Annotated in this window: 12 protein-coding genes; 3 read left to right on the forward strand and 9 right to left on the reverse strand. The window is 62.4% G+C overall.

The window, feature by feature from the left end:
- Window positions 1–21: 21 nt before the first annotated feature.
- From R6G97_RS19870 to R6G97_RS19905, 8 genes are all read right to left on the reverse strand, one after another.
- Window positions 22–1350 carry an MFS transporter gene (locus tag R6G97_RS19870; protein WP_090342257.1) on the reverse strand — a complete coding sequence of 443 codons (1329 nt, stop codon included), beginning with the start codon at window positions 1348–1350 and terminating at the stop codon, window positions 22–24.
- Between the two features lie 179 nt (window positions 1351–1529).
- Window positions 1530–2237, reverse strand: coding sequence for a hypothetical protein (locus R6G97_RS19875; RefSeq protein ID WP_145997246.1), 708 nt, complete (start codon window positions 2235–2237; stop codon window positions 1530–1532).
- Window positions 2238–2429: 192 nt separating this feature from the next.
- Window positions 2430–4580, reverse strand: a complete 2151-nt coding sequence (locus tag R6G97_RS19880; protein WP_182818832.1) for a TonB-dependent receptor — start codon at window positions 4578–4580, stop codon at window positions 2430–2432.
- Between the two features lie 68 nt (window positions 4581–4648).
- Window positions 4649–5056: a DUF2946 domain-containing protein gene (locus tag R6G97_RS19885; RefSeq protein WP_043215091.1), complete on the reverse strand. Its 408-nt coding sequence runs from the start codon at window positions 5054–5056 to the stop codon at window positions 4649–4651.
- Window positions 5057–5134: 78 nt separating this feature from the next.
- Window positions 5135–5908 (reverse strand): ParA family protein, encoded by a 774-nt coding sequence (locus tag R6G97_RS19890; RefSeq protein ID WP_043215089.1) that lies wholly within the window; start codon window positions 5906–5908, stop codon window positions 5135–5137.
- 119 nt (window positions 5909–6027) lie between these two features.
- Window positions 6028–6378 carry a hypothetical protein gene (locus tag R6G97_RS19895; protein WP_182818834.1) on the reverse strand — a complete coding sequence of 117 codons (351 nt, stop codon included), beginning with the start codon at window positions 6376–6378 and terminating at the stop codon, window positions 6028–6030.
- Between the two features lie 81 nt (window positions 6379–6459).
- Window positions 6460–8034, reverse strand: coding sequence for a sensor domain-containing diguanylate cyclase (locus tag R6G97_RS19900; protein ID WP_317847399.1), 1575 nt, complete (start codon window positions 8032–8034; stop codon window positions 6460–6462).
- A gap of 65 nt (window positions 8035–8099) precedes the next feature.
- Window positions 8100–8579, reverse strand: coding sequence for a hypothetical protein (locus R6G97_RS19905; RefSeq protein WP_317847400.1), 480 nt, complete (start codon window positions 8577–8579; stop codon window positions 8100–8102).
- A gap of 242 nt (window positions 8580–8821) precedes the next feature.
- Between R6G97_RS19905 and R6G97_RS19910 the strand changes: the two genes are divergently transcribed.
- From R6G97_RS19910 to dgt, 3 genes are read left to right on the forward strand one after another with little or no spacing between them, the layout of a single operon-like run.
- Entirely contained in the window at window positions 8822–9013 is a 192-nt protein-coding gene (locus tag R6G97_RS19910) for a hypothetical protein (RefSeq protein WP_043215077.1), read from the forward strand.
- The gene (locus tag R6G97_RS19915) at window positions 9007–10377 is read left to right on the forward strand and encodes a B12-binding domain-containing radical SAM protein (RefSeq protein WP_317847401.1); all 1371 of its coding nucleotides are present in this window, start codon (window positions 9007–9009) and stop codon (window positions 10375–10377) included. The genes R6G97_RS19910 and R6G97_RS19915 overlap by 7 nt, the downstream gene beginning before the upstream one ends.
- A 42-nt stretch (window positions 10378–10419) precedes the next feature.
- Window positions 10420–11640: a dGTP triphosphohydrolase gene (dgt, locus tag R6G97_RS19920; RefSeq protein WP_070575457.1), complete on the forward strand. Its 1221-nt coding sequence runs from the start codon at window positions 10420–10422 to the stop codon at window positions 11638–11640.
- Window positions 11641–11654: 14 nt separating this feature from the next.
- On the opposite strand, the gene R6G97_RS19925 is transcribed toward dgt, so the two are convergent.
- A complete protein-coding gene (locus R6G97_RS19925) occupies window positions 11655–12005 on the reverse strand; it encodes a response regulator (RefSeq protein WP_043215070.1) in 351 nt (116 codons plus the stop codon).
- Window positions 12006–12226: the final 221 nt, after the last annotated feature.

Here is a 12226-nt window from a genome sequence, read left to right on the forward strand (position 1 = left end):
ACGCCGCACTTTGCTCAATCGCTAGGGTATCGCGCGCGCAGGCTGGCGCTCGCCGGCGTCCTCGTGCAGAGAGATCCGCGAGGTCTCCGGCAGTGCCAAGCCGCCCACCAGCGCCACCAATGCGATCACCACCAGGTAAAAGGCCGGCGCCAGGCTGCTGCCGGTCTGGCTGATCAGCCAGGTGGCCACCAGAGGCGCGGTGCCGCCGAACAGGGTGTAGGCCACGTTGTAGGTGATCGCCGAGGCGGTGTAGCGGGTGCGGGTCGGGAAGGTCTCCGACAGCAACGCCGCGGTGACCACGCCACTGAGCAAGGCACCGACGGCCAGCAGGATCACCCCCAGCAACGCGCCGGACATCGAGCCGGAACTGGCCAGCCAGTAGGCCGGGAATACCGCCACCATCACCCATAGGCAGGTGAAGCCGATGGTCTTGCGCCGCCCGACCCGGTCGGAGAAGGCGCCGGCCAGCGGGCAGCCGACCGCGGCGAACAGCAGCGCCACGGTGGTCACCAGCAGCGACTGGGCGCGGCTCAGGTTGCCGACCATCTGCAGGTAGGTAGAGAAGTAAGTGGTGAACATGTAGAACGACAGCGCGGTCAGCGAAATGAACGCGCCCAGGTTGCGGATCGCCCTGCCGTGGTGGCGCAGGGTTTGCTTGAGCGGCGAGTGGCTGTGTTCCTTGCCCTCGGCCATGGCCTCGCGAAAGGCTGGGGTTTCCTCCATCCGCCAGCGCAGGTAGAGGCCGACCAGGCCTAAAGGCGCGGCGATCAGGAACGGAACACGCCAGCCCCAACTGCTCATGGCCTCGGGGGTCAGGCTCGCCTCCAGGGTGTAGGCAATCACTGCCGCGCAGGCGAAGGCGGAAAAGGTCGAGACCGGCACAAAGCTGCCGTAGAAGGCCCGTTTGTCCTGCGGTGCATGTTCCATCAGATAGGCGCAGGCGCCGGCGTACTCGCCGCCTGCGGAAAAACCTTGCAGGCAGCGCGCCACGGTGAGCAACAGCGGCGCCGCCAGGCCGATGCTGGCGTAGGTCGGCAGCAGGCCGATCAGGGTGGTTGAGCCGGCCATCAACAGGATGGTCAGCGACAGGATGCGCTTGCGACCCAGCCGATCGCCCAGCGCGCCGAACACGATACCGCCCAGCGGTCGCAGGGCGAACGCTACGGCGAATACGGCAAAGGTCTTGAGCAAGGCGACGCTGGCATCTTCGCCTGTGAAGAACAGGCTGGCGATCAGCGTGGCGAGAAAGCCATAGACGGCGAAATCGAACCATTCGACGAAATTGCCGATGGCCGAGGCGGCGATCACCCGGCGCAAGGTGGCGGGGGATACCTCATGGGGTACGGACATTGGGATGTTCTCCGGTCTTCAAAGGCAGCCTGGGCGCAAGTGCCGTGGTCAGGCCACGGCATCGTTGTTGTGAAGACCAGTAGAACGGCAGGCGGGAGGGCGCGCTTTTTCGTGGGCGACATCGGGATACCTGTTTTGGCCTGCAGGGCGCCGGAGGGCGTTCTGTGCAATCGAGACGGCTATTGGCGGCCGACTTTCCAGGGGGCGTATTCAACGACCGCATGATTTTCTGCAGGCGCCTGCGCCTCCAGCATGAAACTAGGCATGTCACGCAGGTCGAGTTGCATGCAGCGACGGCTCAGGTCGGCTTGCAATTGCCCATCCAGGCGAAAGGCATCGGTTCGCTGCGGTACGGGGGCCAGATCAACCAGGCAACCGGTGACTTTGCCCTGGGCGTCGGCCTGGTAGCGGATGACCGCCTGGCCAACGCTGTCGACGGGTTGCTCACGCATCAGTTGCTGCCAGAAAAATGCCTTGCGCGCTTCATGGATCCGCCAGGGGTGATCGCTGGCCAATGTCGGCCAGGGCGCGACTATCACGATGGGGGCAGTGATCTGGACGGTCTCTTCGCCTCCATACAGCTCGCTCGGCACCAAGGGATAAATGGTCTTCCAGCATTGCCGTTCGACTGCGCGGGCCAGAACCGGATAGGCGGAACGGACCACTTCAGCAGGCAGCTTGGCGGCGTACTCCGGTTTGCCGGGCTGGGTTGAACAGGCGACGGGGCGGGACTGGCGATCGAGGGTGACCTTGAGATCGACTGCCCCGCTAAGCTTGCCTTGGGTTGCGGTCGTTACGTCGTTGGCAAGGACAGACTGCATGGCCTCGATAAAGGGCTTCTCGGCTGGGGTGACGGTCGATGCCTGGCAGGCTGCGAGCGAGAGCATGCTTGCCCATAAACACAAGTGGAGCGGGTAGGCGTGTAAGAAAGCGGGTCGCACGGGAACATCCTTGGTCGATAGCCAAAGCGTTCATGCTCCGGCGTAGTGAGAGAGGCGTGCGGGATCTTAAAGGGGTTGAGCAATGGCGGAAAAATACAATGTGTATTGAGATTTTTCCGCCAGCTTTCGGTCCGCCACTCAGAAGCGCAAGTCCATCGCCACCTCGACGGTACGCGGCGCGCCCATGTAGTACTGCCCGCCATACGCCTGTTTGGCATACAGCTCATCGGTGAGGTTGCGCACCCGAGCGGTGAGGGTGGTGTGCGCGTCCAGCCGATAGCGGGCAAAGCTGCCCAGCAATGTGTAGGCCGGCGCTTGCAGGGTGTTGGCGTTGTTGGCGTACACCGAGTCGACGTAGCGCACGTCCACGCCCGCCGACCAAGCCGAGGTGAAGCTATAGGTCAGCCACAGGTTGGCGACGTTGGCTGGCACGTTGACTGGGGTGTTGCCTTTGCGCGAGACCGACTGGCCGCCGGCCGCTTCGTTGAAATCGTCGTATCGGGCATCGACATAAGCGTAGTTGCCCTCGGCCAGCAGCTTGGGCGTGACCTGCAGCCGCCCCGACAGCTCGATGCCGCGGGAAGTCTGCTGGCCAGCCTGGACCATCACGTTGGGGTCGTTGGAATCGCGCACGGCAAAGTCCTTGCGCACGATCTGGTACACCGCCACCGTCGCTGCACCCCTTCCGTCGAGGAAGTCGAACTTGCTGCCAGCCTCCCACTGCTCGCCCTTGGAGAGGTCGAACAGGCCGACGTTGGAGTAGGTCGCTGCGGCCAGCGAGCCGGCGGGCAGGTCGGCCGCGGTGCTGTACTGCATGTAAACGCTCGCAGCAGGTGTCAGCTCGTAAGTCAGGCCGATGCGCCCGCTCAACGGCTCCCAGCGGCGCTCGAAGAAGGCCGGGCTGGTCGGCGAGACAGGACCATAGTTGGTCACTTGCATGTCCAGGTAGTCGTAGCGCAGACCGGTGAGCAGGGCCAGGCGGTCGGTCAGTTGCAGGCGGTTCTCGGCGAACAGGGCGCGGTTGGTCACCTCGTTGTGACGCTGCTTGGTCAGGCCTGCGTTCACGCCGGGGATGTCATCGAAGCTGCCCGGGTCGAAATGCGCTGGATCGACGACATCACGCCAACTACCCGAAGTGGGGTAGAGGGTCTGGCGCATGCGCGAATAGTCCAGGCCCAAGGACCACTGACTGGCGAGGCCCAGCACTTGATCATCGTGGCGCAGTTCGATGCGGTCACCCAGCAGACGCTGTTCGTGGCGTTGCAGGTAGGGGCTCGAGCGCACCACGTTACCTGCGTCGTTGTAGGCGTAGCTTTCGAGGTTGCGGTAGTCGCGCTGAGCGTTGTAGTGGTACAGGGTGTTCTGCACGCTCGTCGTGTCGCTGATCTGGTAATCGAGGATCGAACGCAGCCAACGAACCCGCTGCTCATAGCGGCCATCGGCGACGTTGTAGTTCTCGAAGCGCCGGCTGCGGTCGATCTTCATCGTGCTGCGCCCGGGCAGGATGGGCGAGCCCCAGTAGGGGCTGTCTTCCTTGTCTTGCTGGTATTCCAGGGCCAGGGTGTGGGTGAGGTCGGGGGCAAGGTCGCTGAGCACGGAGAAGGCCAGGCTGTCGGTCCAGCGTTCGTTGCGGTCCACGTATCCGTTTCCATGGCCACGGCTGAAGTCCAGTCGGGCGAAATGCCGGGCGTCGGCCGGGTTGCTGGCCAGGGCCTGGTTGATGCCGAAGGCGACTTCCGAATCGTCGTAGCTGCCATAGCGCACCCGGCCGTCGAAGGTCTGTTCATCACGGCTGGCCAGCTTGGTGATCGTGTTGATCGAGCCTCCCACGGCGCCTGTGCCATGCAGGAACGACGACGGCCCGCCGATCAGTTCGACCCGGTCGACGACCCAGGCGTCCACCGGGCGGGTGGCGCTGCTGTAGCCCAGGTTGATGCCGTTGTAGAGCTGGGTGACCTGGTTCTGGGTAAAGCCCCGGTAGGACACGAACCCACCGTAGCCCGGATTGGCCGACGCGTTCACGCCGGTCATGGTGTTGAGTACGTCCTGGGTGTCCTTGGCATCACGTTCCTCGATCACGCGGCGGTCCGAAACGCTCACCGAGGCTGGCGTCTGCCGCGCAGTCAGGCCCAATCGGGAGCCGGTCTGGATCGGCTCGTCCAGTTGCACGCCACTGGGTGCCTCGCGTTCGCCATCGATGGTGGTGGCGGTCAGTTCGACGGGGTTGGCTCCCGCCCAGGCGTAGCTGCAGGTGCCCATCAGGAGCACCAGGGAAGTATTGCGGATCATGTTGTCAGGGATTCCACGCAAAGGTCATGGCTGGCCACGACCGTGCACGCGAAAGCACCCGGTCGAGGTCAGGCTGAAGTTGCTGCTGCGAGGAAATCGGAGGGGGAGGCGCGAGGGTTGAGGGCAGGGCGCAGGTAGCGCGGTGGCGGTTGCGCCCAGCTGCGCACCACGATCGGCGAGGGCGAATTGCCTTGGGCCTGGGTGAAAGTCCAGGCGCTGCTGGTCAGCGGTACTGCCAGGGCGAAGGAAGAGCACACTGGGCAATCGAGCTGCGCCATGTGCGAGTCGCTGCCGCTGTCGCCTAGGTCGACGGCCGGGCCGTGGTCACTCGACAGCGAGCAGAACCCGCCTTCCAGTCCGGACAGGCGAAGGCCACTCATCTGGCCATGGTGCAGGCCGCACAGCAATAGGCTGAACAGGACGCTGGCATAGAGCGTCCAGGCGGTCAACACACGTGTCCGGCGCAAGGTTTTCATGGCGGCGAATCTACCATTCGGACGAACGGTCGTGATGTGGTGGATTGTCGCAGCATGGCGCCCAGATGCTGCGCCGGTTCAGGCTGCCCGCTCCAGCACATCCAGCAGATCGACGAACTCCTGGGACAAGCGGTGTCGGGGCGCCAGGTGTACAAGCGGCATCGCCGCTTCATGGGATTGGCGCATCTTGATCGAACTGCTCAAGTACACCGGCAGCACCGGCAGCCCCTCGGCGCGCAACTGATCGACCAGGGTTTGGTGCAGGGCCGTACGCCCGGCGAACTGATTGACCACCACCCCTTCGACCACCAAGTTGGCGTTGTGGTCCTGGCGCAGTTCCTCCACTTCCACCAGAACACTGCGTAGCGCCTGGCGCGAAAAACTGTCGCAATCGAACGGGATGAGTAGCCGCTCGGCCGCCACCAGGGCACTGAAGGTATAGAAGTTCAGGGCTGGGGGCGTATCGATGTAGATGCGCTCGTAATCATCCGACAGCTGCACGAGCAATTTGCGTAGCTTGTTGATTTTGAATTTGCTTTCGAGCTTGTGCTGCAGGTCGGTGAGGTCCTGGCTGGCGGTGACCAGGTGCAGGTTGTCATAGCGTGTTTCGGTGATCGTCACGCGGTGCTTATTGCCGGCCGCCGTGGTGGTCAAGGTCTGGCGGAAGAAATCGGTGATGCCGGCAGGGATTGCATCGTGGGCAAGGCCGGTCAAGTAGTAGGTGGCGTTGGCCTGCGGGTCCAGATCGACCAGCAAGGTTCGATAACCTTCGGCGGCGCTGGCGGCAGCGAGGTTACAGGCGATGCTGGACTTGCCTACACCGCCTTTGTGGTTGAACACGACACGACGCATGGTACTTCATCCCTGATAGGTTGCAGATCGAGGTCAATCCTATGACCGTAAGATGACAGTATTAAGACAAGGCTTGTTACATGTCGGGCAGAGGCCCTGTACTAGAGCAGGTGCAGGCCTCAGGGTGCTTCACGATCATCGTGGATGTCCGAACCGCCCGAGGTGCCGGCGTCATCGACATCGCCGCTGTTGCCGGTGCCCGGGCCTTGGTCGCCCTTGCTGCCTTGGGAGGTGCCGTCGCCGCCGGTGTTGTCGGTGTCGTTGGCATCGGTGCCACCGTTGCCGCTGCCCGTGGCATCACCTGGAGTGCCAGAGCCCATGGCACCGCCGTCGCGATCGATGGTGCCGGTGCCGGGTATCTGCTCGCTGGGAGTGCGTACGGTATTGGCAGTGCCGGCCGCCAGCGCCAAAGGCGCGCTGGCGCCCAGACACAGGGCAAGGCTCAATGAAAGCAGGTGTGGGTGTCTCATGGCACGTCTCCTGGGTCAGGTCTGCGTGCATTGGAACCCTCGATGCCAAGGTGGGTGCCGAAACCGCGACGGACGGTGCCCTCAGTCACTGGTCATCACGCGATTGCGCCCGGCCTGCTTGGCCGCGTAGAGCGCCCGGTCGGCGCGGTTGAGGGCTTCGCTGGGCGCCTCGTTGCTGTCTGCTTCCCAACGCGCCACGCCCAGCGAGAGCGTCACCGCACCCACCGGCTCGATGGGGGTATCCTGCACGCCCTTGCGCAAGCGCTCGGCCACGGCGAGGGCGGCTTGCAGGCTGGCGTCGGGCAGTAGCATCAAGAACTCTTCGCCGCCGGTGCGGCACAGCACATCGCCTTCCCGGCAACAGCGGCGCATCAGTTCGGTCAGTCGACGCAGCACCTGGTCGCCCACCTCATGCCCATGGCCATCGTTGACCTGCTTGAAGTGGTCGATGTCCAGTGCCACGACGCAAAAGTCACAGGCTTCAGCCTCCAGCAGCGACAGGCTGAAGTCCAGGTGGCGACGGTTGCCCAGGCCGGTGAGCGGATCGGTCTGGGCTGCCCGGTTGAGCCGGCCGATGCGCTCCTGCAACAGGTTCAAGCCAAACAGCAGCGCTCGCTTGAGCTCGGCGGCTTCGAAGTACCAGGCCTTGACCCGTTGCAAGCCCTCGGCCGTTCCGGGACGGTCCAGGGCGCGTGCACTGGCGGCCAGTTGTTGCAATGGTCGAGTGATGGCCACGGTCAGCCACCAGAGCACCAGGCAGCCCAGCAGGGCCAGCGGCGCGGAAATGCCGACCACATCGAGTATCAGGCGCTTGAGTGGGGCGACGGTTTGCGCCAACGGCTGCTGGGCAACGATGCCCCAGCCCGTGCTGGGCACGGTGGCGAAGCCCGCCAGCATGTCCACGCCGGTGCTGTTGCGCACCTGCTGCGTGCCATTGCCCAGGGCCTCCAGTTCATCGATCAACGCATTGCCTTGGACCACTGTGCCCACGCGCTCGGCATCCGGGTGATAGAGCAGGCGTCGGTTGCGATCGACCGCATAGAGGTAGGAGCCATCCTTGTAGAAATGCTCGCCTAGCAGGCTTTTGAGAATGTTGTGCTCGCGCAGGTACAGCGTGCCGCCTACATAACCAAGGTAGCCACCCTTGGCGTCGAAGATAGGTTGCGATAGCACCACTACCAGGTTGCTGGCGGTGGAAAGAAACGGCGTCGACACCAACGCGTGCCGTTCGCGCAGTGCCTGGGTGGCGCCAGGGGTCTGCAGGCGGGCACCGATCATCTTTCGCAGCGGCGCCGGTGAAATGGCCTGCAGGACGCCTTGGGCATCGACCACGAACGTCGAGTTGAAGGCGCTGCTCTGGCGCAGCAGCCGTTGGGTTTCGTTCTGCATCGCCAAAGCATCGTCGAGCTGGCGGCCCTGGACCGAAGCACTGAAGGCCAGTTGTTGCAGGGCGTTACCGAGGAACATCTCGGTGATCGAGGCCAGTTTCGCGGCGTACACCCGATTGGCTTCCAGCGCATGGTCGATCAGCAGCTGGCGCTGCACGCGGTAGCTGGCGAAGTAGCTGGTCAGCAGCATCACGGTGGCGGTGAGTGCCGCAAGTACGAGAATCAGCGTGCGCAGATCCAGGCGCAGGCCTTTCTTGGTGTGTGGCAATCCTGACCTCTTGGGCGGGGAAGAGAAACAACCTTACCTGTTACAGGGCTCAGTCGCAGCCGTTTTCACTCCTGGGAGGTTTCCAGCTCGCTCAGTTCGTCCTCGACCTTCTGCATGCGTTGCTCGGCCAGGGCCTGCACCTGCTCGTCGCTGGCGCTTTCGCGCATAAAGGCGGTCAGCTTCTCGCTAAGGCGCTTGCCTTCGTCGCTGTTCTCCAGCGCCTTGGCTTTCTGCGGATCGTGTGTGGCGGCGACGATGAGGTCGAATTCGGCATCGCTGAAGTGCTGTTCACTGTAGAGCTTGAACAGGTCCTGACGCTGGTCCTCGGCGGTGAGGTGCTTGCGCAGCACGGCCTGGATCTGTTGCTCGGACAACTGCGGATGTTTGGGTGCGAGCAGTGTGGCGATCTTCTCGATGTTGTGCTCGTAGGCTTCCTGCAGCGGCAGGTTGGCCAGGATCTTTTCTTCGCGGGTGGGTTTCTGGTCGCAGGCGGCGAGAGTGGCGAGCAGCAGCAAGGGGAGCAGCAGGCGAGGGAAGCGAGCCATGAGGTAAGCCTTGGTCAGGTTGGACGGCAAGTGTACTTCAGAACACCGACAGGCTTTCGATCCATCGACAAGAAGGTCTGTGTCGGTCGTTCAGTCGTGCGTTGTAAGAAGGCGCTTGGCTTTCCAGGCGTTGTCTAAACACTGCGTTTTTGACAGGTCGGAGTGGCCTGGCTGAAGGTGTCCAGACCGAGGCAAAGGATGCCAACGGCTAACGAAAGGCCCTCATCACCTGGGATGCGACCATGAAGAAATGCGTAGTGTATGGCGATCTGATGTCTGATCGCGCCGCAGAGCAATACCCCACGATCACCCTTTGTGACGGCTGCATCGAAGACGACCGCAAAGCCGGTGAAGCCGGCCAGATACTCTTCGTGCAGGGCGAGTCCGAGGACGGCGAGTGTGACTGGTGTGCCCGAGAACTCGGCGAATGCTGATCGGCGCGGGACGTGTACCGGTGCTGTTCGTGTCCGCCGGCCTGCTGCGCCCCAAGAAGCGGGATCACGCCCTGGCCCGTCGGCAGCTGTACCTGAACTACGGCGCGTTAGGTCTGGCGACCCTGTGTCAGCGAAACGGTCTCGAGACCCTGTTGGTGCATGGCGAACACGAGGCTCCCGTTGCGCTCGCCGAGCGTCTTCACCGGCAAGGGTTGCTCCGGGTCGATGCGCCGTTGATGCTGTCGATGACCAGCTTCCATGCTCTGGAGTGGGCGCGCGTGTTCTGTTCTGCGGTCAAGGGCATGGAGCCACGGGTGCGTATCGTACTCGGTGGGCGATGGGTGACAGGGCCTGACCGGCAATGGCTGCACGGCAAGCTGCCGCTGGTCGATCGGATCGTTCAAGGCTTGGGTGAAGACCTGTTGCCTTCGTTGCTGGGGTTTCAGGGTGCATGGGATGGGCGGGCCGCTGGGCTCAACCATCTGCTGGTCGAGGGGCATCATCGTTATCAGCCCAGCATCGAGACCTCGCGCGGATGTGGCAAGGGCTGCACTTTTTGCCAAGAGCGAGACGTCCCGCTGCAAAAGCTCAAAGCCCCTGAACGGATCGCCGACGAGCTGCGCCAGCTTGCAGGCGACTATGGCGACCACGGCATCCATCCGTACTTCCAGTCGTCCTTCTTCCTGCCCAACCCGCGATGGGCCCAGGCGCTGGCCGAACAGGTCCAGCGCTGTAATGCCAGGATTCTCTGGCGCTGCGAGAGCCGGGTCGATGGCATCAAACCCGAGATAGTCCCAAGCCTGGCTGCGGCGGGCATGAAAGTCATCGACCTTGGCCTTGAGTCGGCGGCGCCCGAGCAGATCCTGGCGATGAACAAGGCCCGGGACCCGGCGCGCTACCTAGGGGCGGCGTCAAAATTACTGCAGGCCTGTGCCCGTCACGGCATTTGGGTCAAGGTAAACGTGATGCTTTACGCCGGTGAAACGGCGCACACCCTTGAGCAGACCCGACAGTGGCTCGATGCCCATGCCCATTGCATCAAGGGCGTGTCGGTCGGGCCAGTGGGGGTCTATGGCCCGCCCAGCCATTGTTCTGAGTTTCTGACGGCACTAAGGGCACGGGGCGCGACACCTGTCGACCCAGCAAGCGCCGAGGACTATGGCATCACGCAGTTGAACCTGAGCCCTGAACTGGACGCTGAGCAGGTGGAGCGCGAGAGCCTGGCGCTGTCCAGGCGCTACATGGCAAAGCAGGATTACTTTGATCTGAAGCGCTTTTCCTATTACCCACGCGATTACAGTGAGCAGGCGTTCGAGGCGGATGTCGCGACATCGGATGCGGCCTGCTTGCCGTTTCGGCCATAGCGGCCACGATGAGACTTACGTACAACCGAGGAAAGGGATGACATGTACGACAGCGATGTAAAGGCCTACGCCAAGGAACAAGAAATCGAAGCTGCAAAATTGGAGTACCGAGTCTTCGTCCATGACGATGGACGATCCAATGGGCGTCAGGAACTCATGCGCGACTATGCCAGGGTCCTGTACTCCTCTTCCTTCCGGCGCTTGCAAGGCAAGATGCAACTGCTGGGTATCGACGCCGGGCGCTTCAACCGCAATCGCCTCACCCACAGCCTGGAGGTCGCACAGATCGCGCGTTCGATAGCCATTGACCTGGCGCTCAATGACACTGTCGTCGCCGAGACTGCAGCGCTGGCCCATGACATCGGCAACCCGCCATTCGGGCACCATGGAGAAAAAGTGCTCAACGAACTGTGTGGCGACTGTGGCGGATATGAAGGCAATGCCCAGGCCTTTCGTATTCTGCGTACCCTGGAGCGCAAGCATCATTTGTACGACGGGCTCAACCTCAATGTCCGTACGCTGATGGCGGTGACCAAGTACTTTCATCGCCGGGAGGACAATCCGGCGAAGTTCCTCTACGACGAGGATTACCAGTTCCTCTGTGCCGAACTGGCGAAGCAGGGTTTCGAAGGCAGCAAAAGCATCGACGCCCAGATCATGGACCTTGCCGATGAAATCGCCTATGCCGCCCATGATCTGGAGGACGCCTTGAGTTTTGGTCTGATCAGCCTGGGAGAGATCCTGCACGAGTTCAAGATCAGCGACACCTTCGCCGAGGCGTATCCAATGATGGAGCAACTGGCGCAGGCGGTGCAGAACGATGCGATGTGCTCGCATCGACTGGGGTCGTCGGAAGAGTACGCCATGGTGTTGAAGAAGGAGCTGACCTCCAAGATCGTCAACACGCTGTGTTCGGACATCGGCCTGGTGGATGGCAAACTCGGTTACACGCGTTATGCCAAGTTGGCGGAGGGCCTCAAAAAACTCTTGTTCAAGGCCATCCTGCGCAAGAAAGACGTACAGCTCTACGAAAAACGAGGCGAGCAGGTGATCAAGGGGCTGTTCGAGGTGTACAGCGATGAGCGTTATAACGAGAAAAACAGGTTGCTGCCGCCGGAGCTTCGCTCACTCAAGGCGGACAGGCACAGGCTGATCATCGACTACATCGCAGGCATGATGGACCTGTACGCCATCCAGGAATACGAGCGCTATTTTGGCAAAGGCAGTCTGGATCGCTACTATTTCGGCGAGCGCCGACCCTAGGGCGGCGCCTGCGCTCAAGGCGTTCCCAGTATCCCCATCACCTTGTCGCGCAACTGATCGATACCAAAGGGCTTGCCAATCAGGTGCATGCCCTGCGGTACATCGAAGCTCTCGGCAAAACCACTGGCAAACAGCACGGGCAGCGCTGGACGCAGTGCTCGGGCCTTGGCTGCCAGTTCCTCGCCGCGCATGTCCGGCAGGCCTACATCGGTCATCAGTAGTGCCAATGGCTGGTTGGCGTCCTCGAGGATCTTCAAGGCCGCGGTGGCGTTCTCGGCTTCGATGGCGGTGTAGCCCAGTTCGTCGAGCACTTCGACCATCAACATCCGAACGATGTCGTCGTCTTCGACTACCAGAAGTTGCATGGGGGCGTCCTGTTCAGATGGGTTGTCCTTACTTGTGTGGGTGCGTACGTTGCAGAAGTTCCCCAGCATAACGGCCCCTGTCGATCGATGGAACGATTGGCGCCAGCAACCTTCAAATACTGGCTAACTGCCCTGTCAGAGCGGGCAAAGCTGGTTAGACTCGCTATAGCGTCCGCCTTGCGTAGTGGCCGCGATCCTTTCAATGGACTTTTTTACCCGGG

The organism is Pseudomonas sp. HTZ2, assembly GCF_033173945.1.
In the GTDB taxonomy this organism is placed as follows: Bacteria; Pseudomonadota; Gammaproteobacteria; order Pseudomonadales; family Pseudomonadaceae; genus Aquipseudomonas; species Aquipseudomonas guariconensis.